The organism is Legionella tucsonensis (assembly GCF_001468035.1).
Taxonomy (GTDB): Bacteria; Pseudomonadota; Gammaproteobacteria; order Legionellales; family Legionellaceae; genus Legionella; species Legionella tucsonensis.
On record NZ_LNZA01000001.1, the window covers coordinates 1,252,825 to 1,277,772 of the forward strand.

Genomic DNA, 24,948 nt, shown 5'->3' on the forward strand with positions numbered 1-24,948 from the left:
ATAATCTGGCAAATTCCGGCGGGAGTTTCGTGAGAAATTGAATTACAGGTTTTAATTGAAGAAAATAAACATAGCAGTTACGATTATGTATTGCATCACTGGTCAAGTTATCTTCGTTATTTACACTAGTGCTCATCAATTCCTATATATTTGTGTAAATTAAGTGCATTATAAGAAAAAAGGGGGCAGAGTGGAAGTGTCATTAGAGTTTTCTTTACCGAGCATAAAAATGGAGTATCATTCTTTTTTAAATAATTGTCATTCTGATTGGAAAGAAATTCTAATCAAAGCACTAAATGCTATAGATCAAAACTATTTATATCAGTTAATGAATGACAGATATTGGTTGCCAGGAGAGGAGCGGTTATTTGCAGCTTTTAGTTTACCATTAACAAAAACCCAATATATTCTATTAGGTGAATCGCCTTATCCACGCAAGGACTCAGCAAATGGATATGCTTTCTGGGATAACTCAGTGGGTAATTTATGGAGTTCAAATGGATTAAGCAAGGAAGTTAATAGAGCGACTTCCTTACGAAATTGGATTAAAATGTTACTCGTTGCACGTGGTGATTTGGACTCTGATGTGTCACAAGCCAATATTGCATTAGTGGATAAAAGCACTTTAGTACAAACAGCACGACAATTATTTGAAGGGATGATGAATAAAGGTATTTTACTCCTCAATGCTTCTTTAGTTTATAGCGAGGGTGAAGTTCCTTATCATGCACGTCAATGGAAACCTTTTATGCAAAGTCTTTTGGAACAATTGACTGTAATAAAACCTACTATCCAGCTCATTTTATTAGGTAAAATTGCAGAAACTGTTGCGCAAGATAAATTACCTATAGGACTTATTGCGGAACATCCTTATAATGTAAGCTTTATCTCAAATCAACACGTTATCGATTTTTTTAAACCTATGGATTTATTACAAGATGAGTAATATTGAATCAACTATTAATCCTCAAGAAATTAATAAATTTGCACAGTACGCTAATTTATGGTGGGACACTGAAGGGCCTTTGAAAACTCTTCATGATATTAATGAAACGCGACTAGATTTTATTAAGCAGCATGTTGACTTAGCTGATCTAGATGTTTTGGATGTTGGCTGTGGTGGCGGCATTCTTTGTGAATCTATGGCAAGGTCAGGGGCAAAAGTTGCCGGAATAGACGCAGAGTCCGAAGCAATTTCTGTAGCTCAGCAACATGCAAATATTAATCATCTAAAGATTGAATATATATGTACTTCGATTGAAGCATATAAAGATAGAAGTTTTGATGTAATTACCTGTATGGAAATGTTGGAGCATGTAGAAAATCCTGAGTTGGTTTTTGAGCATTGCAGACGATTACTTAAACCACAAGGGTTTTTATTTGTATCAACAATCAGTCGAACGATGAAAGCATATGCCACTGCGATTATTGCTGCAGAGTATGTACTGAATTTATTACCCAAACAAACACATGACTATAAAAAGTTTATTAAACCCAGTGAGCTGCTTGCCATGGCTCGTCCTTGGGATCTCAACTTAATTGATTTGCAAGGAATGGATTATAATCCTTTTTTGAGGAATGCTTCGTTAGGATCTGACGTTAGAGTTAATTATTTAATGGCTTTACAGTAAGGTTAGTTCAACCCGAAAGGCCGTATGCCACTGCTATGGTGTTACGATTGGGCTCGGCGCGAGGACACGGGCTTTCGCTATGCGTCACCCTGGCTGCCACTATTTTTTTCCGAAATTTTTTTCTTATTATAACGCTCTAAGTAACGTTGATGAGCATATTTAGCTTGTTCTTGAGTTACTGTATCCACTTCATTACCGTAGATATCGATTCGTGCTGCATTTTCTTTTTGACAAATTAGATACGCTGGTGATGCACTGTAATAGCTTAACGCTTCTCGCAGTGATTTTTTGCTGAAAGGAGGGGAGTCCAGTCGTTCGTAAAAATCGATAATATCATCAAATATCCCAATTTTTAGGGGCTTGATCTGATTTCCTTTTTTAAAAAAAGCATTTGGGAAATGTTCAATAAGCCAATCTATAACGTGTAACTTTTCTTTTTTTGCTGCAGCTATCGGTTGTTTGTCCATCATATTGCTCTAAAGCGTGATCTAGATGCTGAATAAACTACCATATCTTGAAACATAATCAAGCATTTATAACCAAACATAATGATGTTATTTAAAGATATTTAGTAAATTTTTTTGGGGTAACCATAGATTAAGGTATAAACTTTTTCATTTACTTTCTTAATTCCACATCAATTAAGCGCTCTCCAAACCGCTTTTATCAATAAAATCAATGAATAGAAAACTTGACAATTAGTATTTTTTTACAAGAAACAAATCTGATAACTCTAAAATAATAAACGCTTGTACTGACATTCTCCTTAGCATACTGGGTAATTTTACTGAATTGGTTTTAAGATAGGGTTAATACATTATTGGTGCAGCAAGATTGTTAATTTATCAATCTTGGGTAAAACATTCTATTTTGAGCCTAACAAATAGCACGATGTTTGATGAATATTTCAGTTTAAATAGAGAGAGCATTATTAATGTATATAAGAATTTTTGATTTCGACCAGACAATAACTAAACATCATACTTTTCAAAGACCAGAATTATTTAATTCAGACAACAATATTAAAACCGGTATTGGTGAGTTTTTTTTGCACGACAAAGAGAATGTATCAGTAGTTGCTACTTACCATGATAACCCAGAGTATGTGAAATCCTATATCGAAAAAATATTAAACAAAAAATTGACGTTACAAAATACCATTGATTATAAAAATGATAGATTATCTGTTTATACTTGTGCCAATGAAAAAATTCCGGTATTGATTTCAACGATACCTCCCGAAAACTATAATTCCTCAATTGAAGTGTTAATGACTGAAGGTAAAAACACGCAAATAATGCATATTCTGGATTATCTAAAAAATAACCACGACCTTAATTATAAGAGGCATGAAATTCATTTATATGAAGACAGTGATTCTAATATTTTAGAAGCTGAAAAATTAACAAGGGAAATCAGTAAAATTATATGTCATCTTATTAATAAGTATAAACCGAATCAATTTTCAATCAAGTCTATAAAAGAATCGACTCTGGAAAATAAAATCATTAACACTAAAGCAAACGGAGAGTTAGAAATCATTGACAATAGTTTTCAACTACCATATGAAAGAACTTCGAATTCTATAAGTGCTCTCAATGCTAAAAGTATGATTTTTACGCTAGGTACTCCAATAGAAAGTGAATACAGAAAAAAAGCTTATTTATTATTTAAATCGATACCTAAAGAATCTGAGTTATACGAGGCCATTTGGTCTATTGTAAAACGTTTTACCATGGCTACGGATGATTATCTTCTTTATAAAGGTGTGATTGAAGTTGATAAATATGATAGATCTTGCCAAAATGATCAAGAAAGAAGGGCTGTACAATTCTTATTAAATCATAAAGAATTTAACGATTTTGTTAATGTTGCTAAAACGACTGGCCTTGCTAAAATAGTTCTCGAAAATTTAATAAGAGCCGGTTTCAATGAATTGATTGAGGAACAAGCATCCAAACCCAGTTTCAGTATGTAAATTTGTTTTACCCCTCTGTTCAGTAAATTTTAGATTGGATATTGATATAGAAGAGAAGAACCTCTCAACAAAGGTGGTTTTTAAGGTTATATTACCTAAACAAATTTGAGAGTACCCTTCTTTATGAAGGGCATATAAAAATTCTAACCAGTATAATTCAAATATGGTGCTTGGTCTTCCGTTATTGAAGTGCTAGCAAAGATATTAAATAAGCTCCAACGATTTAAGTTGTCTGACTGTTTAGACGTTGAACTATCATCAGTAACCGTCGGCTGTGTTTGAAGTGCCAAACAACCCTCCATGTTTCTTATGTAAGCTTTTAACACAGACCTCCATAACGGTTCATAGAGATGATTCGGTAACCCAGTAAGATGCTGTAGAAGTGCCATAAAGTGATTAATATAATCACCATTTGTCCAATCTTCAATAGAGCGATTACGTGTAATTGCTCTAGGAAAAGATAGTTCATATCTTCCCTCCAAAAGCAGCGGAATAATTTTTAATCGTTTGGATTGGTGAATTATTTCGGTAAATTCATCATTTATCATATGCAGATTTGCAGGAGTTTCATATTTTGTTTTTAAAGAGGGGGTACCAATGAGAAGAACTGCATCACTTTCTTTAAGATGATTAATGTGATCTTGGAGAGAATAACCATACCTACTATCCATTTCATCCAAATAAACAATGACACCGGCAGATTTTAAATCTTTTGCTAACTGGATGATATATTCTTTAACCCAATATTCATTTGTATGCTCTGGCAAAGGCCATGCGTAACTAATAAATACTTTTGGAGGTAAACATTCTGCCTTTAAAGATTCTTTTCGAACGTTATATAAAGTTTGTTGAAAAAGTGGGTATAAATCTTCATCACTTAGTGCGCCTTGAGTTACCCAGGCAGTTGATTTTTGGGGTTGTAATGAATTAGGTTTATCCACCTTTAATACCTGAAAGATTTTATTGTATTTTTTTTCTAGAGCAGTGAGCCATGTAATGGCTTGATCACGAGAACGCATATTTGAAAAAAAATGCTGATTTCTATCTGAAAGGTATGTATATAATAAATCGCATTGGCGTAAAGAAAACTCAATATCACGAGTTATTAATTTAATATTTAAAGTTGGGAATTTTTGTTCTACAAGTCTTTTATGGGCTCTGATGAGACTTTCAATTACCTCAAATAAATATTGTGAATCAGGGTTTGAAGTTTTGAATGCTTGCATCAACAAGTTCAACTGATTTAAATTTATTTCTATTTTATCAAGAAGAAGCGAAAGCTTAGCCATTTTATTTAAAAATTAATTATTTTGGTCATTATAAGTTCTCCGCGGATTAAATAAAAGCATTTTTTATATGTACCAATCTTCTTCTGTGGTTTCTACAGCGGTTTTAAAAGTTAATTCCTGTTTGTTCGAAGTACCCGTTTTTTTTCTTAAAATTTCAAAATGCCTCTCTACGGTTCTATGAGATATTCCTAATATTTTGGCTGTTTCTTTAGCACTCTTTCCGTGTATGCTCCAATACATCACTTGTTTTTGACGAGGACTTAAGGATATTTCAGGGGATAAATCTGTTCTAGAGATAAAATCGAATTTATTTTCAATATTATGTTTTATATGGCATAGCTTTTGATATTCATCTAATGAATGTTTCACCGTTTTTATATCAATTAGCTTCTTTTTATTAATCTGTCTTTTCAAATTTAATGAGTATGCTTTTTTGAGGATATTCTCTTCTTGTTTTAAAAAATACTGTATGAATCGTTCAAAAAACACAAGATTATTAATAATAAAATTATACAACTGTGTATTTTGGCCTGATCCTGAGAAGAAATAAAATGATGTATTGTCAGGTTGTCGATGGATAATAGTTAATCCTTGTCCACTATCATAACGCTGTAAGCCATATTGAAAGACAGGCAAGGTTGAGTTCGCTGACCATAAATTATAGCCAGAGTGGAATAAATCGGGGGCATTATCGTAAGAACTACTATTATAAAGTTCTAATGCGTAATAATCATCAATCCAGGAGGGTCTATTAGAAAGATTAACTTGATTTCCATCATTATAATTGATTAATGCGGTGAATGTATGAATGCCTAGAGTATTAAGAGGATCGCAAATCGGAATAATATGCTCTGAGAGGGCAGTCATCTGCTTAATGATCGAGCGGCATTGTTTCATTATTATAATTCTCATTCAAATAAAATTTTATACTGTCAGTGTAAATAATTGACGATTTACTATCAATAAAAAGTTAAAGTATGCTTCAGTTATATTCAGCAACACTCGGATGATCCTTTGGTTGAAAGTACTGTATTTTCTCTTACTACAAAGAAGGACACTTACGCTTTATTTTGCATGCAAAAAAACTTGGTGGACATTGGGATTTATTCAAAATAAAGGGTGAGGATACTGGTTTTTAAAAAAATATGAGGATGGTTTTGCCCGGGCTCTGGATGTTTTTGATATCCGAAAAAGAGCCTCACAGTGTAGTCAGTGGACTAAAGGTGGAAGAACGAAACAAAGCCTCTAGGACATGAAATAGTTTCTTATAAAGTTAAGGGTAATGTATATACACCTCTTAGATCTGCAAAAGGATATAGCACGAGGTCTAGCTTCGTTTTATAGTAAACGCCTCCATCATCATAAGATAGCGATACAACATGTATTCTATGACGGCTGCACATCCTACGCTTCCATTTAATACCCGACTACGAGTTAAGAATGTAAAAATGGGCAAACAGTGGTGGTTCGTATTAATGATCGTGACCCTTTTTTTAGTGTAATCTTCCGATTTTTATAGATTAGTTTTGAAAAATGCTAAGGATATACCTCAACGAAGAAGCAAAAGCAGATTTAATACGATTAAGGCGCAGTCAAAAATCCAATATAGGGGAACGGGCCTATTACGTATTATTATGCGGAGAAGGAAAATCGGTATCGGAAACGGCTAAGATTTCTGGTCGCAATGAACATACCATCAGATTATGGCTCAAGCGCTATATAACGTATGGTATTACAGGACTTAAGAGTCGTAGTCAAGCGGGTCGACCGGCTAGGAAGGCACCTATTATTGAATCTCAACTTGAGGAGTTACTCAGAAAATCACCTCAGGATTATGGTTATCAGGAAGCAGGTTGGCAGATTAACCTATTGCGGGATTGGTTTAAAAAACAAGGTGTGTCTGCTTGTGATAACACGCTGGTAAAATCACTTAATCGATTGGGTTTTGTATATAAGCGAGGTCTTATCTATTTTTTTACTCGATCTCTTGTAAGATATTTCTCAATTCAGTTAAAGACAATAGCTGTTTTTTTGACGTCAATTTCATTGGATTAAATTAACTTATTGTTTTTAATTAATATTTTATGATGTGCTTTTAGGCTTACTCTAAAGTAAATTAGGAAAGAGCCCTGAAATATTCTTGCACTTCTTATTTTCTATTGCTACATTTTAACAATGACTTGTATGGATATAAGTCAAACAAACGGAATTGTAATCATACGGATATGATTTGTCATGGATGATCATAAGAACGGGAAGTTCTTATGCGGATGACTGCGAAGCCAGGGTTTAAACCCTGGCTTTTTTATGCTACTAAATAATTTGATTTAGATAAAAACTTTTTATCGGGAAAATAGGCAAAAATTACAGAGCCATTTTTAATCGTATTAATTACAGGTTTTGCCAAAGTTTGAGCAATAGCAGGACAACCCCAAGACAGACCGGCACGGCCAGCTTGTTTGATAAAATTGGGTTCTACATACCATGCGCCATGTATTACAACGCGTCGATTTAATGCATTGTCATTAAAACCTTTATCTAAACCCTGCAAATTGAGTGAATATCCTTTATGACCTATATAGGTATCTTTTGTAATGTAGGTTCCCAAACTTGATTGTTTACTGGAAGGAGTGTTAGAAAAATGACTTGCTCTATTCACACCAGAATTCTTACCATGGGCAACATAGGTATTATAGAGAAGACGCTCTCTACGAAGATCAAATACCCACATACGTTGTTTGTTTGATGGTAAAGAATAGTCAATTACTGTAAGGACTGGCTTTTTAACAGCCCCGTTTTTACTCGCATTGTTATATGCAGTTAAAGCGAGCCTTAAAACATTCTTATTTAACTGCGGTGCCTTATTACTCAGATGTTGTAATTTAGTACTGATATCCCCTTCCGTTCTCGCTGCAAAAGAAGGTGCACTGGAAGTTATATTACTGGTTAAAATTACGGTTGAGATTAGAGTTAATAGAGTATTCATACCTCTCCTTTCTTCGTGTAAATCGCCGTTATAGTTCGTCAAAAAAATGGTTATTATATTGACAATTCATGTAATTGTAAAATTAGAAGTTGTTTATTTGATCAACAGGGGGAAATATTATTCAATTCAGAGGCTTGTATGAATATTAGAAAAAATATAGTTAAATCATCAACCTGATTGTTTATATTTGGATCTATTCTATGCATCAATAACTACTCAACTAGATTAAAAAAAAATTAAATAAATTAAATAAAAAGCAAAAATTACTTGAAATTAGGTATAATCACTACAATTATGGATGATTTATGGCATGTTGCTATAGCAAAATAATGGATGACGCATTCCATTTTATATGACGCTAAATTATACTTGGCTGTTAGTTTTTAAACTCTTTTAAACCCAGCATTGACTTGTGCTCCTTTGTGTTCAAGAGAGAAAGGGGAAAAAGAATATTATAGATTTGATTTCGGAGAATGCTATGCTGGAAAAGCAGATCATACAATTACCTGAAGGCATACGAGCTGCTATTAACCATGCTTATCATGTTGATGAGTTATCGTTGATATCAGAACTTTGTGAAAAAGCGGCATTAGGGCAACAGCAATTAACAGACATCAAGAGTAGCGCAACAAAGTTAGTTGAATCCGTGCGAGCTGAACGAAAAAAAAACACAGGTATCGATTCATTTTTGACAGAATATGCATTATCCAGTGATGAAGGGATTGCGCTTATGTGTTTGGCCGAAGCGTTACTACGTGTTCCTGACAGCGCAACAATAGACAATTTAATCAAAGATAAATTATCTGGTGGTGATTGGAAATCTCATATAGGTCAAAGCGATTCATTTTTTGTAAATGCAACGACTTGGGCGCTGATGCTCACAGGTAAAATACTGACTCCGGAAAAAGCTCAAACAACATTAGCTAAATCTTTAATGAAACTCGTTAATCGAAGCAGCGAAGTTGTGGTAAGAACAGCTGTTGATAAAGCAATGCGAATTATGAGCAAGCAATTTGTCAAAGGAAGAACTATAGATGAAGCGTTAAACCGAGCCAAAAAGAAAGAAGCTCAAGGTTATCGCTTTTCTTATGATATGTTGGGTGAAGCTGCATTAACTTCGGTCGATGCATCACGATATTTTGAGGCATATAAAGAAGCAATTGAATCAATAGGAAAACAATCTGATAAAAATTCAGATGTATACAAACGTGCGGGTATATCTATAAAACTCTCTGCCTTGCACCCACGTTATAATGAAAACCAGCATGAGCGAGTTATGGAAGAGTTACCGCCTAAGCTCCTTGCCCTTGCACGTTTAGCAAAGGATTATGGAATTGCCTTAACGGTCGATGCTGAGGAATCCGAGCGCTTGGAGTTATCACTTGATGTGATGGAGCGAGTTTTTAATGATGCAAGTTTGGATGGATGGAATGGTTTTGGTTTAGCAGTTCAGTCCTATCAAAAAAGAGCTTTTTATGTTTTGGATTGGGTCGCTGCCCTGGCAAGAAAAAAACAACGTCGAATCATGGTGCGCTTGATTAAAGGTGCTTATTGGGATAGTGAAATTAAAAAAACACAGATGCAGGGCTTTAAAGAATATCCTGTATTTACCCGAAAAGTTTTTACAGATGTTTCTTTTCAGGCTTGCGCGAAAAAAATATTAACTATGACTGATGCAATTTATCCTCAATTTGCTACTCATAATGCCTATTCTGTAGCAATGATTTTAAATATTACAGGCGATTATCGCGATTTTGAGTTTCAATGTTTGCATGGAATGGGCAATGAGTTGTATCAACAGATAGTTCCTGCAGCACGTCATGGGATTCCTTGCCGTATCTATGCTCCGGTGGGTAGTCATGAGGATCTACTTCCTTATTTAGTACGTCGTTTGTTGGAAAATGGAGCAAATTCTTCATTTGTAAACCGTATCGTTGATGATAATGCACCAATTAGTACATTAGTTGAAGATCCTGTGGAAAAAGCCCAATCTTTATTACATAAGATGAATCAAAATATTCCATTACCCGAAGATATCTTTCAACCAAATAGAAAAAACTCTAAGGGGTTTGATTTTACTGATCGCACTGAGCGTGCATTTTTACAAGAAAAAATGGGAAAAATCAAATTGCAGAAGTGGGCTTCAGGACCAATAATTGCAGGAAATCGAATACTTAAAGGTGAAAAGCAACAGATTAATTCGCCACAGCAAACTGAAAATATTGTGGGATCAGTCCAAAATGCATCACTGGACGATGTCGAACACGCTTTGGTACAAGCGGAGCAAACGTTCCCGATATGGTCAGGCATGTCCGTTAAAGAAAGAGCCGCATGCCTTAATCGCTTTGCCGATTCATTACAGGAAAATCAAGTAGAACTCATGACCATAGCCTGTCTTGAGGCGGGTAAAACCATGAATGACTGCATTGCAGAAGTGCGTGAAGCAATTGATTTTTGTCGTTATTATGCCGTGCAAGCACAGCAAATTTTGGCTGCTCCGCTACGTTTAACAGGTTATACTGGAGAGTTAAATGAACTGAGTTTGCATCCACGAGGCACAGTGCTTTGCATAAGTCCTTGGAATTTTCCCTTGGCAATTTTTACAGGACAGGTTGTTGCTGCGTTGGTAACGGGTAACTGTGTTATTGCAAAACCCGCAGAACAAACTCCACTTATTGCTGCTTATGCTGTTAAATTAATGCACCAGGCAGGAATTCCTGTCGGGGCCATACAATTACTTCCTGGTCCAGGTGAAACAATCGGGGCCGCATTAGTTGCTGACAAAAGAATCAAAGCGGTTTTATTTACTGGTTCAACTGATACGGCGAATCTTATTAATCGTACACTAGCAACACGTGGCGGAGAAATTATCCCCTTGATTGCTGAAACTGGTGGTCAAAATGCGATGCTCGTTGATTCCTCAGCTTTATTGGAGCAGGTTGTAGTAGATGTGGTTAACTCAGCCTTCGGTAGCGCTGGTCAAAGATGCTCTGCATTACGTGTATTATTTGTCCAAGAAGAAGTTTATCCAAGAGCCATTGCACTTTTAAAAGGAGCTATGGCTGAACTGGTCGTAGGTGATCCGCGCTGGCTTGTGACTGATGTAGGGCCTGTAATTGACAAGGGGGCTTTATCCACACTAAAAAATCATGTGGATAATCTGAAAAAGCGTTTTGAGATTATTTATCAATGCCCATTAGAGGAGTCGTTGGAATCTGGATATTTTATGCCTCCAACTGCGATTGCAATTAATCATATTAGTGCATTAGAAAAAGAGGTCTTTGGTCCGGTATTGCATGTGGTTCAATTTAAAAGAAAAGATCTGGATAAAGTTATTGAACAAATTAACGCGACAGGTTATGGCTTAACTCTGGGTATTCATAGTCGTATTAATGAAACAGTGGAATATATCAGGAAAAATATTCATGCGGGTAACTGTTATGTAAACCGTAACATGATAGGTGCTGTTGTTGGTTTACAACCTTTTGGTGGAGAGGGATTGTCAGGTACAGGTCCTAAGGCGGGTGGTCCTAACTATCTGGTTCGACTGTGTCACGAGCGAACTTATACTGTGGATACCACTGCGGCAGGGGGAAATGCAAGCTTAATGTCTTTACCTGATTAATTGAGTAAAAGGCGTAACATCAATCAGGAACTTTATTTCTGCTACGCCTATATTTCTAGATTGTGATTAGGTAATGTAATTTGAATCAGTGTTTCATCCTTTAATGCTTTTTAGCAAGGAACCAAGGAATTAATACAAATAAAATTAATCCGCCAATTAAAAATGATTCAAAAATAAATACATTCCCTATGGGTATTTGTGTTGGAGGTACAAAACCAATAATAATTGCGCTAAGACAACAGACAATGCCAATTACACATAAGAACCACATCACTATATTTCCACCTGGAACTGTGTAACCCCGTGGTTGATCTGGTTTACTGTATCTTAATTTAATGGCCGCAGCGAACATAAAAACATAAACTAATAAGGCCATTTGAGCGCATAAATCACTAAGCATCCAATAGGCTGCATTAATGGAATCGAATAAAATAAAGGCAGAACTTAATACAGTAAAAATAATGGCTTGGGAAAAAAGAATGGTTGTTGGGGCTCCGAATTTATTGGTATATGCAAATTTTTCAGGTAAGGAGCCATCGCGGGCTGAAACCATCAATCCTTTTGTAGGGCCGATAATCCATGCAGAAACACCGCTTAATCCCCCAAGAATAATTAGAAGCGCGATGATTGAAGTCATCCAGGGCATGTTATATGATTTAAAAAAAACAGCATAGGCATCAATAAGTCCAGAGACAACACTCAAACTTTCATTAGGTACTACAACTACAATAGCTAATGAGCCTAAAGAAAGTGTAGATATAACTAAAATAGTCGAATAAAACAAGGCCTTGGGATAATCATGTTTAGGGTTTTTAACCTCTTCGGCATGAACTGCAGACATTTCCATGCCGAGTAGACCAAATAATACCACTGCAAAAAGCGACAAATTACCTAAAGAGCTGAAATCAGGTAACCATGTAGAGGAATAACCAACCATCATAGGCTTTCCCTGAATAATCCAAAGCGCGGCGAGGACAATAATAAAAAGCATGGGAAATATTGTACCTATTGTTGCTCCAATAGTACTGACTATGCTTGATATTTTCATTCCGAAGCAATTAAGTAGCGTAAACACCCAAAACAGAATGAGCACTGTACCTAACAAATAATACTTATTATTTCCTAATTCCGGGGTAATTAAATACGATAGGGTGGCTGTGATAAAAGCAAGTATTGTAGGATACCAAACTACATTATATATCCACTGAAGCCAAATAGTGATGAAAGCGGCACGCTTACCAAATGCCTCACGAACCCACACGTAAATCCCCCCTGTTTCGGGATAAGCTGTTGCTAATTCAGCTGCCACTAAAGATACAGGAATAAAAAAAGCAAACGCTGCTACAATATAATAAGAAATTAAGGTAAGGCCGAGTTTGGCGCTAATAGGAAGGGTACGTAAGCTATCAACAGCAATGACATTAATCATTACTAAAGAAAATACACTTAGAACCTTTTTTGGTTGATTCATGATAAATCCTTAACAAATGCGGTATCAGAAAGCCGCCAAAAACTTTGGGTGCGGAGTACTATTTTCATTTATGGAAATTAAATAAAAAGTAGATTGGGCTTTTGGCCCAAACAAAACGATGATTATAGGTATGATTTAATAGTCTGACACTGCAGTTGGACAAAATGTCCAACTGAGAGCGTATCATTATCATATCAAGCACACAGGTTTCTGAGAACGTATTGTAGAATACCGCCATTTCTATAATATTCTAATTCGTCAGCAGTATCGATACGGCATAATGCTTTAATCTGCTCTACTTTACCATCAGCACGCTCAATTGTTACTGGCACCATTGCGCCGGGTTTTAAGGAATCAGATATTTCAATACTGACACGTTCATCCCCCTTCAGATTCAAGGTCTTACGGCTCATGCCATCACAGAACTGTAAAGGTAAAACACCCATACCGATTAAATTAGACCGGTGAATGCGCTCAAAACTTTCAGTAAGTACTGATTTGATGCCAAGTAAGTTTGTTCCTTTTGCCGCCCAATCTCTTGAAGAACCTGTGCCATATTCTTTACCTGCAATCACTACGAGATCATGATTATTTTTTTGATAAAGCATCGCTGCGTCATAAATAGGCATTACTTCCCCTGAAGGAATGTAACGTGTGATGCCACCTTCTTGACCGGGAGTCATTTCATTACGAATACGAATATTAGCAAAAGTTCCCCTCATCATCACTTCATGATTACCTCGGCGAGAACCATAAGAGTTAAATTCTTTTTCATCAACTCCTTTAGATTTTAAATACAAACCCGCTGGAGAGTTAGCCTTGATTGAGCCCGCCGGAGAGATATGATCTGTGGTAATTGAGTCACCAAATAAAGCCAAAATGTAAGCGTGTTTGATTGGTTTAATTGAGTCAGGTTTTGCTTGTAAATTATCAAAAAATGGTGGGTGCTGAATGTATGTTGAATGAGCATCCCATTCATAGGTTTTTCCACTGCTTGTTTTAATTGCTTGCCAGTACTTATCACCAAGAAAAACCTCAGAATACTCTTTACGGAACATGCCTCCAGTTACTTTAGATACTTCAGCAGCAATTTCAGCATTGGAAGGCCAAATGTCTTTCAGGTATACATCATTACCTTTCTCGTCCTTTCCTAGAGGATCCTTGCTTAAATCAATGGTGGTGGTACCGCATAAAGAATAGGCAACAACTAAAGGAGGAGACGCCAACCAGTTCGCTCTGACTTGCGGATGTACACGACCTTCAAAATTACGATTTCCTGATAAAACGGCTGAAACAACAAGATCATTATCACTGACGCAGTGAGAAATGGTATCAGGCAACGGACCAGAGTTACCAATACAGGTAGTGCAGCCATAGCCAACTAAATTAAAACCCAATTGGTCTAAATAAGACTGTAATCCCGCTTGTTTGAGATAATCTGTTACTACTTTAGAGCCAGGGGCTAAAGAAGATTTAACCCATGGTTTACGCTGCAGTCCTTTTTCAATTGCTTTTTTAGCCACCAAGCCTGCTGCCATAAGTACACTTGGGTTTGATGTATTTGTACAACTGGTAATGGCGGCAATAACTACATGGCCGTGTTTCATTTGGAAATTGTGATCTTTAACTGGGAAAGAGGTATTTTTTTCCTGATCTTTTCCAGACTCTTTAAGGAACGAATCAAATTCTACGGGCAACGTATTTAACGTTACTTTATCTTGTGGTCTTTTAGGTCCTGCTAATGAGGGGACAATGGTACTCAAATCAAGTTCTAGAGTATCAGTAAATACTGGGTCTTTACTGTCTTTATCATACCACATGCCTTGCGCTTTAGCGTAAGCTTCAACCAATGCAATAGTATGCTTGTCACGTCCAGTTAACTCCAGATAGCGGATGGTTTCTTTGTCTACTGGGAAAAAGCCGCAGGTAGCACCATATTCCGGAGCCATATTAGAAATTGTGGCGCGATCAGCCAGGGGTAAGTCACTCAAACCAGGGCCGTAAAACTCAACAAATTTGCCGACTACGCCTTTCTTTCTGAGCATCTGTGTTACGGTAAGTACCAGATCGGTTGCAGTAATACCTTCCTTCATTTTTCCATGCAATTTGAATCCAATAACCTCTGGAATCAACATCGATACAGGTTGTCCGAGCATAGCTGCTTCTGCTTCGATACCACCAACGCCCCATCCTAATACGCCTAAGCCATTAATCATGGTTGTATGAGAGTCTGTACCTACTAGAGTATCGGGATATGCATATAAATTGCCATCATCAGTACTACTCCATACTGTTTTTCCTAAGTATTCAAGATTTACTTGATGGCAAATACCTGTTCCAGGAGGAACAACCTGGAAATTATCAAATGCTTTTTGTCCCCAGCGTAAAAATTCATAGCGCTCATTGTTCCGCTTCATTTCAATTTCTGTATTTACAGCTAAAGCATCTTTACTGCCAAATTTATCAACCATAACTGAATGGTCAATGACCAGATCGACTGGAGATAACGGCGAAATTTTATCAGGATTACCGCCCATCTTAACAATCGCTGCACGCATTGCTGCTAAATCAACTACAGCAGGAACTCCAGTGAAGTCTTGCATCAGGACGCGTGCGGGTCTAAACGCAATTTCATGTTGTGATGTTTTATTATGCACCCAGTCTGCAATTGCTTTAATGTCTTTAGTAGTAACCGTATTGTCATCTTCAAAACGTAGTAAATTTTCAAGAAGAACTTTAAGCGAGTAAGGAAGGCGACTGATTCCTTTAAAATTTTTTTGCTCGGCTTCTTTAAGACTGAAATAATGATAAGTTTTCCCATCCACCTGTAATTGAGATTTTGTTGATAAGCTGTCACGACCCACTTTCATAAGGAGCTCCTGAAAATCAAAAACTGAATGATAGCTCAATTTTAAGAAAATTCCATGAGTTCTTATCAAATTAGGTCATAACTTTTTAGATTGAGTTGGATTGGAGCTGTCCTTCATACCCTTGGGCTTCATCAAAAGATAAAGAAGGATCAATTAACTTGGCGCCAGTTTGAAAAAGCATTTTCTCTTCGAGTTTTTTTGGTACTGTATTAAAAGGATCTGGAGTTAACAAAGAAGCCACAGCGGGGGCTAATAGCGCAATGCCAATTGGAAGCAAAATGGCACCTATCAATGGATTAAACGCAAACGCGGCAAAAGACCCCAAAATAAGTGCTGATCCTAAAATAGCGGCAGTAAGTGATATTTTATACCGAAAGGGCTCTTCGATTACTTCGCTAATTCCTACCGGATAATATTTTTGATTATGATAAATGCTTATATAAAAACCTGTAAGACTAGGATGTGATAAACATAAATATACTGTTTTGGCAAATTGATTATATTGTTCTAACAATTGTTGCTTTTCACTGAGATTTATATCGTCTTTAAGTGCTAATTCAAACTCATCGATACGAATCTGCAGCATTGCAAAAAACACAAATTTCTTTTCTTGCTCTATGTGAGTCAATAAATTTTTAGCTTCTTTGATTTTATCTAAGGCTGATTTGTGCGTATATTTTTTTTGAAATAAAGGCATGGGAATTGCTCTTAAAATTTACGTGAAGAGAGGTTAGCATTATTCATAAGGGTGGAAAATAGACTCCTTGTGTAGCTTTACACTCAAGTAAAGTTTATTAACAAAAACTTAATTGTTTTAGCATAAAATTATCAATTGGTATGGATATTGCTTTTTAATTAAGTAAAATTAAGGAGAATTGGAATGACCGACTTGAGTAAAGCAATATCGAATTCATTAGGAGTTGTTGACCTTTTCTCTAATACCCTAGACGGCGAAATTTTGACGGATTCTGTAGAAAAATTACAAAATGAGATACAAAATGCTTTGCCAACTGTTGAGCTCAAGGATCCAAATGCTTTTATTTCTTTATTAACTCATGTCGTGACCAAGAAGACTAATCTGCAAGAAGCAGAGCAGGGCTCAGCTCAACTCATAGATGAAAATCAACAACCTAGTGAAGACTCTATTAATCTAATAATTGATTTAGAATCTGAGGCTGCCATAGAAAAAAAGAGTGAAGAACAACCAACAAATGAAATGGAAAGCAATGTTGCTGTCTCTTGGATTAACTCTCAATATTATCAGCACGAAATCAAAATGAATCAGACAAATACTAAGCAAGAATGCAATTCGATTGACGCAGTAAATAGAGATGTTGCTGTGGAACAAAATGAAGGAAAAACTGCATTTAAGACAGCACCAATGAACGAAACTCAAGTACAAGCTAATGAAGATCAAAATATTCTGGAAAATATTTTGACTCGAGATGAACAACAACCTGAGTCTGAAATTAAAGATAAAAATAATTTGCTACAAGACGCTGCATTTGTTCACAACTCTGGCTCACAACAAACTATAAAAAACACATTGTTAAATTCTTTCGAAACCGCTAAAAATAATAAAAGAAGTCCTACATCCCCCAAAGTAGGTATAGAATCAAAAGAATTATTTGTAGCTAAACTCAGCTATTCAGAAAATAAAGAAGGAGTGAAAGAGATAAGTCCGACTCTTTTATTACAACCTTTGCCTATTGAAATAGGGAATCAAAAAGATAATCCATCAACTTTTCCTTTATCTACTGTTATAAGTGAAAATACTGATGGTGTAAAACCGCTGTCAGTGGATAATACATTGGATAATATATTAACTCATGAGATGCACATTAATATACCCATGGAAAATCATACGCCTAATATAGGTACAGCACCTAAAGCTTCGGTAATACCGCTGGTTATGGCAATAGAAATTGATAAACCTGAATGGTCAAAACAATTTTCAGATCATATTATCTGGCTTGGTCAGCAAGAAGTTAAAAGTGCAATAATTAAGATAAATCCTGAAGATTTAGGACCGTTAGAAATCTGTATTAAGGTAAAAAATGATTCGGCTTCAGTAAATATAATCACCCATACACATCAAATACGAGATATCATTGATCAATCGCTGCCAAAATTACAGGCAATGATGGCCGAACAAGGTTTAAATTTATCTGAAGTACACATTGACTCTGATTCCAGTGCACACCAAAGTCCCCAACAAAGTAGTGGCCATCAGGATGAAGCAGCTCTTGTGTTAGAAGACGAAACAGGCATAACACCCGTAAAAAATAAAAAAGTACTTAAAGGTCTGGTTGATTATTTTGCCTAATATTATGTTTATAATGGTAATTGTATCTTTGATTAAGCTTTCTTAGTCAGAATATAATAGAGTTCTTGCATAACCTTCGCCTTATACCCAAGAAAAATTACAGGCTATGTAAGAACTCTGGTTACTTTTTTATTAGCGGCAAATTCTTTTACACTTAATTGCACGGCCACTCCAACGATCAATGAGACAGTTGCTACGGCAACCACGACCTATATATCTCCAGCCTGTCCAATAAGTATTTCTGTAATGACGATGGTGGTAGCGGGGAGCTCCATAATAGCTACCTGAATGATATCCAATAAAATAGGCAAGTTGCTGAGGCGGAGGCCGTAATGATTCTGAATTGGCTTTAGCAAGACTACTGTATAAAAAACCTATCAATAGTGCAGATGATAGGATGGTAATTGAGAATATTTTATAGCTTCGGATGCTAATTTTTTCCATGATGCAACCCCATATTATGTTGTTACATTAAGAATTATAGATTATAAATAGTTTTTCTGAGCAATTTGGATAAGATTTATGAAGGAAAAAGTCATTTTAATTACCGGATGTTCCAGTGGAATTGGCTTCGATGCTGTTTTTTCTTTAAAGGAAAGAGGACATAAAGTCATTGGATCATGCAGGAAAGTTGAGGACGTCCAAAAATTATTAGATAAGGGAATAGAGGCAGTTCAACTGGATGTTTCGGATTCATTTTCTATTCAAAAATCGTTTGTTGAAGTATTGGCTAAAACAGAAGGGCGATTAGATGTTTTAATTAATAACGCAGGATATGGTCAAGCGGGGGCTTTGGAAGATATCTCTCGGGATGTATTACGTGCCCAATTTGAAACGAATGTTTTCGGGTTGGTTGAGCTCACTAATCTAGTAATTCCAGTCATGCGTAAGCAAGGATATGGACGAATTATTAATGTAAGCTCTATTTTGGGCGTTATCAGTATGCCTTTCCGGGGTGCCTATAATGCATCAAAGTATGCAGTAGAAGGTGTAAGTGATACTCTAAGACTTGAATTAAAATCATCAGGTATCGATGTTATCACTATAGAGCCCGGTCCTATAGAAAGTCGTTTTCGAGATAATTGTGTTGATAATTCTTTAAATAACATCGATATACGAAATAGCTATTTCAGCAAGCAGTATGAACGCATGCTAAAAACGTTTAAGCAGAAAAAAACTGACTCGATTTTTACTCAAAAAACGGATGCAGTAACTCATAGATTGATTCATGCAATCGAATCTCAAAGACCTAAGGCTAAGTATCCTGTAACTTTTCCAGCTTATTTCATGCTCTTTTTAAAATGGATTTTAAGCACTAAAATGCTGGATAAGTTTTTTCTACTGGTTTCAAAAAAAGAGCTGTCATAATTCTCCTGCATTAAGGATTATTGATGATGTTATTTGTCATATAAACAATGCATAAAAAAACAAACTTTTTTTTAAAAAAGAAGAAAAACCTAAATTTCTTTGCTAATATCTAAATGGGTTAAAAAATCATTAACTATCAAGGAAGTAAAATTATGAAAAAATCAACAATAGCTGTAGCTGCTTTACTAACTGTATTGGCAGCTCCCGTAGCATCTGTTGCTTATGCAGATGATGCATCTACTACAACAAGTACTTGCAATGGATGCAAAGGTTGTAAAGGTTGTAAAGGCTGTCAAGGTTGTCAAGGTTGCAAAGGCTGTGGCGGTTGCTCTGGCAGCTAATCTGTAGCTTTTGATTCTAGAAAGAGGTAGTTTTTTACTACCTCTTCTTTTTTTGCTTTCCTTTATGAAGTAAAAGACATGATGACGCATTTAGAATTTTCATTACCCCAGCTGAGCAATTGGCATAAAAAGATTTATTTGAATTATGCCAAACAAGTTTTAGAGTCACAGCAATTAATGATGACAAAGAAGGATAAAAGCATCCTTCATTACACTTTAAAAAAGAAACGACGTTTTGAACGAATGAGCCACTATCCTCACGGGGATCGCATTGATCATAAAACAGGCGCTCAATATTTTTATCATTGCCATCGAGAAAATTATGAAAATACGGAGCATGGTCATTTCCATTGTTTTTTACGTTATAAATATATACCTAAATATATAAAACCAGCGCCTTTAGCCGATTGGGATAAATATATTGATAACCCTATGACTCATTTAATAGCTATTGGAATGAATCAAATAGGGCAGCCCATACGTTTATTCACTGTCAATCGCTGGGTAACTTCTGAAATTTGGTATAATGCAGAGAATAGTGCCCGTCTACTAAAACATTATAAAATGACTTTGAACGATGATCCTTATTGGCAAGTGCTTGACCGATGGGTCGAAGGAATTATTCATTTATTTAAACCACAGATTTTATGGTTACACCAAGAGCGTGATAAAAAAATTATACAGCATCAAGCAGATAATAGTGCCATTGAAAATCCCTATATGGATTATGGTCTTGAAGAATTGTCAGAGATTTCGATTGATTTAAAACAGCAAATTGAATGGGTTATTAGTTAGTGTAAATATGTATCAAGATAAATCGGCTGCAGAATCATATTGTATATGTGGAAGACACATCTTTTCTTGAAAAGATTTCCTCAGTTCGAGCAATGCTTTGTTATTCTCAGGCAACTTTAAATTGATAGCTTTATTAAATCACTCCTTTTCCATCATATCTTGAAATTTTTCAAAATTTTTTCGATTATTTCTAACTTTTTTTTCAATGGTTTTATATTAATTTCTAATTTTTTCAGTGGAAAATCAGAGGGTTAATGTGCTACTCTCTCTTTTCCATAACGAAAGGGTAATTTATTGGCATATGGAGTGGATAGAGTCATCAAGGAGAATATAGATGGATAAACTAAACAGAAAACTATTGAGTAAAGTTTTTCACGGATGTTTATTGGCATTGTCAGCCACAATCGCTTACAGTGGGGCGATGGGTCCTGCTGCGGTTGAACCAGCTGGCAAAATCTACCTAGGAGCTTTTGGCGGTGCCGGTGGGTTAACAAGTACTAATATCAGCCAATTTGGAACAGCTTTTTTGTTTGAAGCCGATGGCGGTCCTCTAGCCATTAATGCCTTTGGTAAATCGGATAGCAGCTCCATGGGAATGGTAGGAGGTCATATTGGGTTTGCATGGCCTAATACTATAGGGATGCATATACCTGTAACACCAGCTATAGAGCTAGAAGGTTACTACATGGGAGGCGCTGATATAGAAGGTCACGATTTCAGTAATGATACGACCAGAATCGAAGAACATGATTTTCTTGTTCACTATCCCGTAAAGACAGGTGTCTTTCTTGTGAATGCTATCTTGAATGCTAACAATTCCCTATTTGGTTACTTTAAACCCTACGCGGGGGTTGGTATAGGCTCGGCTTTGGTATCTATTTCTAAAGCTAGTGCAGTTCAGCTTAGTCCTGCAGAACCTGGACTTAACCATTACAATGCGGATCCCAACGATAAAGACGTAGCACTTGCCGTTCAACCTAAAGTTGGTTTACGTTTTGATTTCAGTCCTAATACAAGTCTTTTTGCTGAATATAGATTTTTATACCTCTCTGAAACTAATTATACTTTTGGCTCCACTATGGCCCCAGGACATGCGGCTACTGCTCCTTGGCTGGTGAAAATAGATCATCAATATTACAACATGGGCACAGTAGGGATTAATTTTGATGTATAATTCATGTTACACACATGAAATTGCAGTTTGAATATAAAGCATTAGAATTCCTCCCTTAATTTTAGAGAGGGAATTCAATGAATATTCTTGATTTTTATAGTGATTATTTGATTTTCCAAAGCAAATATGTCACAGCAACAGGGGTATCTGATTTGGTTGATGGATCTTTATACTTATGACAAAGTAACACGATTTCTTCGTCTTGAGGATTTTGGTTCAAAATCACTTTGGCACTATGTAAAAAGTCGGTTAGGTTCTAGCGGACAACTTGTTTGGCTTGAAGGCCAATATGGTTCACATCCATAAAGGCTTTCAAAAATCGTTTATCATTGGAAACAAGTCTAACCGTACGTTAGCTTTATCTGAAAACGATGCCGAAAACGGACTACCAACAAATAAAAAATTTAGAGATTGAAGAGGATGTAGCCCACACAGTCTGGCTTAAAGGCTTAGACTTCCCAGTAGGCTCCGAAAAAGATTTTCAAAAAACGAAAACGGTTCAACAAGAATTATCTATCTTGTTTCAAATGATATGCTAAGTAGTGCCGAACGTCATTATGAAGTGTGCCAGAAAAGGTGGCGGATTAAAGAGTATCACAAATCAATTAAGCAAAATGCAAGTTTAACCAAGTCACCTATCAGTGTAATCATATTTATGATTCTATTATTGCCTACTGCAAGCTGGAACTATTGAAGACAAAAACTAAATTTAATAATTATGCCATTAAGTAAAAACTAATTGTAAGAGCTAACCAGATTGCTTCATTCAGATGCGTCGCTTGGTTATGTGATGAGCTCTCACTGTACATGAAATTCACAAAAAACTTTCTCTTTTTATTAGTAGAGTAAATCGTTGTAGATTACCTTAAAAATTAAAAATAATTAATCTGTACTATAATTTACATGCAAAATATAAATTCTGGGAGCATTTGTATGTCTTCTCATACTAAAAATAGGACTCAAGAAGATATTGATTCCATACATCAATATTACATGGAAATTATCAATTCAATTCCCAATATTGTTTATTGGGTGGATACTGAATGCAATCTAAAAGGATGTAATAACAATTTCATCAAATTATTAGGGGTAAATACACTCAAGGATTTAAAAGGCACTCCTTATCAGCAAATGGAGCGTCTTGCTCATTGGAATAAGAAGCGAATAGAAGAGTTGAAGTTAGATGATATGACAGTAATTTTTTCAGACACTCCGCAACATAACGTAACAGAAAAACCGATTGAGGATAGCTCAGGTAAGACTTTTTACTTCCTCGCATCTCGCATACCTATGCACAATCGCAACAATGAAATAATTGGTTTAATCGTTATTTTAAACGATGTAATCTTAAATCAGAAACTTGAAACCCATTTTGATGTTTTAGATGAAAATAATCAAAAGACTGAGCATTTATTAAAAAAAGACGGTTACTTACCCACAGTGCTTATGGTAGAGGATAATGTCATCGCGCAAAACGTTGAGAAAGCTCTATTGACTGCATTACATTGCCAAGTTGATATAGCAGACTCAGCTGATAGCGCAATAAAATTATTTCATCCAGGAAAATATGATTTAGTTTTGATGGATATTGGATTGGAAGACTCTTCAGGTTATGTTGTTGCAAAGCAGTTGCGCCAAAAAGAAAAAAATACTCAATACCATGTTCCTATAATTGCTTTAACTGGTTTTGAAGCTGATGTTGTAAAATATGATTGTCAACATTACTTTATGGAGGGAGCAATTAGTAAGCCATTAACTTGCGAACAAGCAGAACAAATTATCAAGCACTATGTGTATCATATGGATGTCTCTGTGTGTGGTTTGAAGACGAGTTAGTATCCTGATATGATCTTTGTTTTTTAAAGAAGACCCTATGAGCAGTAACTCAACTGAAGCCAGCCGTATCTTATCTTTAGATGTTTTTCGTGGATTGACCATGGCATTAATGGTTTTGGTCAACAGTCAGGGGACTCGAATTTCCTACCCTATACTGACACATGCTGAATGGGATGGATGTACTTTAGCCGATTTAGTATTCCCTGCATTTTTATTTATAGTAGGAATCACTACAGCTATTAGCCTGAAAAGACATATAAAAGAGGAGAGCAAGGCTCTACTTTATAGAAGTATTTTTACTCGCACGCTTCTTTTATTTTTCTTTGGAATTTTTCTCAATATGTTTCCAATTCATTTTGAGTTATCAACCTTACGGATTTATGGCATTCTACAGCGTATCGCTGCCTGTTATTTCATTTGTGCACTTCTCTATCTTCATACATCAGTTAAAACACAAATTATTATTTTTTTTGGTATTCTTATAGGCTATTGGTATTTTCTGACTCAGATTCCAATCCCTGTGCCTGGCGCTGATCAATTAAGCATGATAAGAAACTGGCCTGGCTATGTTGATCAGATGCTGCTTTCTCCTACACGTTTATTATCGAAAACATTTGACCCTGAAGGCCTATTAAGTACTATCCCAGCGAGCGCCACTACACTATTTGGACTTTTATCCGGACATTTTTTGCTGACATCATTCAGTAAGCAAAAGAAAAGTATCATCATGATTTCAATAGGGATATTATCTCTCTTAATAGCATGGATATGGAGTTATAACTTTCCAATTAATAAAAATTTATGGACAAGCACCTTCGTCTTATGGAGTAGTGGTTTTTCACTTATTGTTTTTAGCATGTGTTTTTTTGTTATTGACGTATTAGGTTATAAAAAATGGTCATTACCATTCAAGATTTTGGGTATGAATGCATTATTTATTTTTATTTTTCATGTTATTTTACTGAAAATTCAATCCTTGTTTGTTGTCTCTTTACCTAATGGATCACAAGATGTCTTGCGAGTTGCAATTGCAGAGTATTTATTTGGAGGTTTTAGTCCACAAAACATAGGACTATTTTATTCATTACTTTTCCTTTTCTTAAATTTTTTAGTGGCTGCATTTTTATACCGACGAAAAATATTTATTAAAATTTAAGCAATTGATTATCTGAACTCAGAGGCATGAGCCGATCTTTGTCGGAGCTTACATATTGTTCATTTTTCATGAGTTAGCTATAATAATAGGTTAGATTAAACT

General features: G+C 35.7%; 20 protein-coding genes and 1 pseudogene. 13 read left to right on the forward strand and 8 right to left on the reverse strand.

What is annotated here, in order from left to right:
* Nucleotides 1-229: 229 nt before the first annotated feature.
* Both Ltuc_RS05460 and ubiG read left to right on the forward strand, forming a co-directional pair.
* The gene (locus Ltuc_RS05460; RefSeq protein ID WP_193786857.1) at nucleotides 230-946 is read left to right on the forward strand and encodes a uracil-DNA glycosylase family protein; all 717 of its coding nucleotides are present in this window, start codon (nucleotides 230-232) and stop codon (nucleotides 944-946) included.
* A complete protein-coding gene (gene ubiG / locus Ltuc_RS05465) occupies nucleotides 939-1,631 on the forward strand; it encodes a bifunctional 2-polyprenyl-6-hydroxyphenol methylase/3-demethylubiquinol 3-O-methyltransferase UbiG (protein WP_058520293.1) in 693 nt (230 codons plus the stop codon). The genes Ltuc_RS05460 and ubiG overlap by 8 nt, the downstream gene beginning before the upstream one ends.
* Nucleotides 1,632-1,708: 77 nt before the next feature.
* On the opposite strand, the gene Ltuc_RS05470 is transcribed toward ubiG, so the two are convergent.
* Nucleotides 1,709-2,098: a ProQ/FINO family protein gene (locus Ltuc_RS05470; protein WP_058520294.1), complete on the reverse strand. Its 390-nt coding sequence runs from the start codon at nucleotides 2,096-2,098 to the stop codon at nucleotides 1,709-1,711.
* Nucleotides 2,099-2,565: 467 nt separating this feature from the next.
* Here Ltuc_RS05470 and Ltuc_RS05475 point away from each other — a divergent pair, with 467 nt between their 5' ends.
* On the forward strand, nucleotides 2,566-3,609 hold the full coding sequence (locus Ltuc_RS05475) for a hypothetical protein (protein WP_058520295.1): 1,044 nt from the start codon (nucleotides 2,566-2,568) through the stop codon (nucleotides 3,607-3,609).
* 143 nt (nucleotides 3,610-3,752) lie between these two features.
* On the opposite strand, the gene Ltuc_RS05480 is transcribed toward Ltuc_RS05475, so the two are convergent.
* Both Ltuc_RS05480 and Ltuc_RS05485 read right to left on the reverse strand, forming a co-directional pair.
* On the reverse strand, nucleotides 3,753-4,898 hold the full coding sequence (locus Ltuc_RS05480; RefSeq protein WP_058520296.1) for a toll/interleukin-1 receptor domain-containing protein: 1,146 nt from the start codon (nucleotides 4,896-4,898) through the stop codon (nucleotides 3,753-3,755).
* Between the two features lie 63 nt (nucleotides 4,899-4,961).
* A complete protein-coding gene (locus Ltuc_RS05485; RefSeq protein WP_058520297.1) occupies nucleotides 4,962-5,795 on the reverse strand; it encodes a helix-turn-helix transcriptional regulator in 834 nt (277 codons plus the stop codon).
* A 636-nt stretch (nucleotides 5,796-6,431) separates the two neighbouring features.
* On the opposite strand from Ltuc_RS05485, the gene Ltuc_RS05490 reads away from it, so the two are divergent.
* Nucleotides 6,432-6,953 carry a helix-turn-helix domain-containing protein gene (locus Ltuc_RS05490; protein ID WP_058520298.1) on the forward strand — a complete coding sequence of 174 codons (522 nt, stop codon included), beginning with the start codon at nucleotides 6,432-6,434 and terminating at the stop codon, nucleotides 6,951-6,953.
* Between the two features lie 250 nt (nucleotides 6,954-7,203).
* On the opposite strand, the gene Ltuc_RS05495 is transcribed toward Ltuc_RS05490, so the two are convergent.
* A complete protein-coding gene (locus Ltuc_RS05495) occupies nucleotides 7,204-7,884 on the reverse strand; it encodes a murein L,D-transpeptidase catalytic domain family protein (protein WP_058520299.1) in 681 nt (226 codons plus the stop codon).
* A 478-nt stretch (nucleotides 7,885-8,362) separates the two neighbouring features.
* Here Ltuc_RS05495 and putA point away from each other — a divergent pair, with 478 nt between their 5' ends.
* Nucleotides 8,363-11,509, forward strand: coding sequence for a bifunctional proline dehydrogenase/L-glutamate gamma-semialdehyde dehydrogenase PutA (gene putA, locus Ltuc_RS05500; protein WP_058520300.1), 3,147 nt, complete (start codon nucleotides 8,363-8,365; stop codon nucleotides 11,507-11,509).
* 100 nt (nucleotides 11,510-11,609) lie between these two features.
* Here putA and Ltuc_RS05505 read toward each other — a convergent pair whose 3' ends face one another.
* The 3 genes from Ltuc_RS05505 to Ltuc_RS05515 all read right to left on the reverse strand — a co-directional run bounded on the left by Ltuc_RS05505 (nucleotide 11,610) and on the right by Ltuc_RS05515 (nucleotide 16,547).
* Nucleotides 11,610-12,980 (reverse strand): APC family permease, encoded by a 1,371-nt coding sequence (locus Ltuc_RS05505; RefSeq protein WP_058520301.1) that lies wholly within the window; start codon nucleotides 12,978-12,980, stop codon nucleotides 11,610-11,612.
* 194 nt (nucleotides 12,981-13,174) lie between these two features.
* Complete coding sequence (acnA, locus tag Ltuc_RS05510) at nucleotides 13,175-15,850, reverse strand: aconitate hydratase AcnA (RefSeq protein WP_058520302.1); 2,676 nt, start codon at nucleotides 15,848-15,850, stop codon at nucleotides 13,175-13,177.
* Between the two features lie 85 nt (nucleotides 15,851-15,935).
* Entirely contained in the window at nucleotides 15,936-16,547 is a 612-nt protein-coding gene (locus Ltuc_RS05515) for a lpg1689 family Dot/Icm T4SS effector (protein WP_058520303.1), read from the reverse strand.
* A gap of 183 nt (nucleotides 16,548-16,730) precedes the next feature.
* Between Ltuc_RS05515 and Ltuc_RS05520 the strand changes: the two genes are divergently transcribed.
* Nucleotides 16,731-18,176 (forward strand): flagellar hook-length control protein FliK, encoded by a 1,446-nt coding sequence (locus tag Ltuc_RS05520; RefSeq protein ID WP_058520304.1) that lies wholly within the window; start codon nucleotides 16,731-16,733, stop codon nucleotides 18,174-18,176.
* A gap of 132 nt (nucleotides 18,177-18,308) precedes the next feature.
* On the opposite strand, the gene Ltuc_RS05525 is transcribed toward Ltuc_RS05520, so the two are convergent.
* A complete protein-coding gene (locus tag Ltuc_RS05525) occupies nucleotides 18,309-18,620 on the reverse strand; it encodes a hypothetical protein (RefSeq protein ID WP_058520305.1) in 312 nt (103 codons plus the stop codon).
* A 78-nt stretch (nucleotides 18,621-18,698) separates the two neighbouring features.
* Here Ltuc_RS05525 and Ltuc_RS05530 point away from each other — a divergent pair, with 78 nt between their 5' ends.
* The 7 genes and pseudogenes from Ltuc_RS05530 to Ltuc_RS05555 all read left to right on the forward strand — a co-directional run bounded on the left by Ltuc_RS05530 (nucleotide 18,699) and on the right by Ltuc_RS05555 (nucleotide 24,846).
* Nucleotides 18,699-19,544 (forward strand): SDR family NAD(P)-dependent oxidoreductase, encoded by an 846-nt coding sequence (locus Ltuc_RS05530; RefSeq protein ID WP_058520306.1) that lies wholly within the window; start codon nucleotides 18,699-18,701, stop codon nucleotides 19,542-19,544.
* A 152-nt stretch (nucleotides 19,545-19,696) separates the two neighbouring features.
* Nucleotides 19,697-19,885 (forward strand): hypothetical protein, encoded by a 189-nt coding sequence (locus tag Ltuc_RS05535; RefSeq protein WP_058520307.1) that lies wholly within the window; start codon nucleotides 19,697-19,699, stop codon nucleotides 19,883-19,885.
* A 78-nt stretch (nucleotides 19,886-19,963) separates the two neighbouring features.
* Entirely contained in the window at nucleotides 19,964-20,680 is a 717-nt protein-coding gene (locus Ltuc_RS05540) for a DUF6969 family protein (RefSeq protein ID WP_058520308.1), read from the forward strand.
* A gap of 334 nt (nucleotides 20,681-21,014) precedes the next feature.
* Complete coding sequence (locus Ltuc_RS05545; RefSeq protein ID WP_058520309.1) at nucleotides 21,015-21,854, forward strand: porin family protein; 840 nt, start codon at nucleotides 21,015-21,017, stop codon at nucleotides 21,852-21,854.
* Nucleotides 21,855-21,931: 77 nt separating this feature from the next.
* Nucleotides 21,932-22,586: pseudogene (locus Ltuc_RS15860) on the forward strand (hypothetical protein).
* Nucleotides 22,587-22,787: 201 nt separating this feature from the next.
* Nucleotides 22,788-23,690, forward strand: coding sequence for a response regulator (locus Ltuc_RS05550; protein ID WP_058520310.1), 903 nt, complete (start codon nucleotides 22,788-22,790; stop codon nucleotides 23,688-23,690).
* Between the two features lie 37 nt (nucleotides 23,691-23,727).
* Nucleotides 23,728-24,846: an acyltransferase family protein gene (locus tag Ltuc_RS05555; protein WP_058520311.1), complete on the forward strand. Its 1,119-nt coding sequence runs from the start codon at nucleotides 23,728-23,730 to the stop codon at nucleotides 24,844-24,846.
* Nucleotides 24,847-24,948 lie beyond the last annotated feature (102 nt).

Bases quoted from the DNA above. Each gene is read 5' to 3' on its own strand.
- Ltuc_RS05480 (WP_058520296.1), bottom strand. From the start codon at position 4,898: ATGGCTAAGCTTTCGCTTCTTCTTGATAAAATAGAAATAAATTTAAAT.
- Ltuc_RS05475 (WP_058520295.1), top strand. From the start codon at position 2,566: ATGTATATAAGAATTTTTGATTTCGACCAGACAATAACTAAACATCAT.
- Ltuc_RS05530 (WP_058520306.1), top strand. From the start codon at position 18,699: ATGAAGGAAAAAGTCATTTTAATTACCGGATGTTCCAGTGGAATTGGC.
- Ltuc_RS05490 (WP_058520298.1), top strand. From the start codon at position 6,432: ATGCTAAGGATATACCTCAACGAAGAAGCAAAAGCAGATTTAATACGA.
- Ltuc_RS05515 (WP_058520303.1), bottom strand. From the start codon at position 16,547: ATGCCTTTATTTCAAAAAAAATATACGCACAAATCAGCCTTAGATAAA.
- putA (WP_058520300.1), top strand. From the start codon at position 8,363: ATGCTGGAAAAGCAGATCATACAATTACCTGAAGGCATACGAGCTGCT.
- Ltuc_RS05550 (WP_058520310.1), top strand. From the start codon at position 22,788: ATGTCTTCTCATACTAAAAATAGGACTCAAGAAGATATTGATTCCATA.
- Ltuc_RS05525 (WP_058520305.1), bottom strand. From the start codon at position 18,620: ATGGAAAAAATTAGCATCCGAAGCTATAAAATATTCTCAATTACCATC.
- Ltuc_RS05470 (WP_058520294.1), bottom strand. From the start codon at position 2,098: ATGGACAAACAACCGATAGCTGCAGCAAAAAAAGAAAAGTTACACGTT.
- Ltuc_RS05505 (WP_058520301.1), bottom strand. From the start codon at position 12,980: ATGAATCAACCAAAAAAGGTTCTAAGTGTATTTTCTTTAGTAATGATT.
- ubiG (WP_058520293.1), top strand. From the start codon at position 939: ATGAGTAATATTGAATCAACTATTAATCCTCAAGAAATTAATAAATTT.
- Ltuc_RS05535 (WP_058520307.1), top strand. From the start codon at position 19,697: ATGAAAAAATCAACAATAGCTGTAGCTGCTTTACTAACTGTATTGGCA.
- acnA (WP_058520302.1), bottom strand. From the start codon at position 15,850: ATGAAAGTGGGTCGTGACAGCTTATCAACAAAATCTCAATTACAGGTG.
- Ltuc_RS05495 (WP_058520299.1), bottom strand. From the start codon at position 7,884: ATGAATACTCTATTAACTCTAATCTCAACCGTAATTTTAACCAGTAAT.
- Ltuc_RS05540 (WP_058520308.1), top strand. From the start codon at position 19,964: ATGATGACGCATTTAGAATTTTCATTACCCCAGCTGAGCAATTGGCAT.
- Ltuc_RS05555 (WP_058520311.1), top strand. From the start codon at position 23,728: ATGAGCAGTAACTCAACTGAAGCCAGCCGTATCTTATCTTTAGATGTT.
- Ltuc_RS05460 (WP_193786857.1), top strand. From the start codon at position 230: ATGGAGTATCATTCTTTTTTAAATAATTGTCATTCTGATTGGAAAGAA.
- Ltuc_RS05545 (WP_058520309.1), top strand. From the start codon at position 21,015: ATGGATAAACTAAACAGAAAACTATTGAGTAAAGTTTTTCACGGATGT.
- Ltuc_RS05485 (WP_058520297.1), bottom strand. From the start codon at position 5,795: ATGAAACAATGCCGCTCGATCATTAAGCAGATGACTGCCCTCTCAGAG.
- Ltuc_RS05520 (WP_058520304.1), top strand. From the start codon at position 16,731: ATGACCGACTTGAGTAAAGCAATATCGAATTCATTAGGAGTTGTTGAC.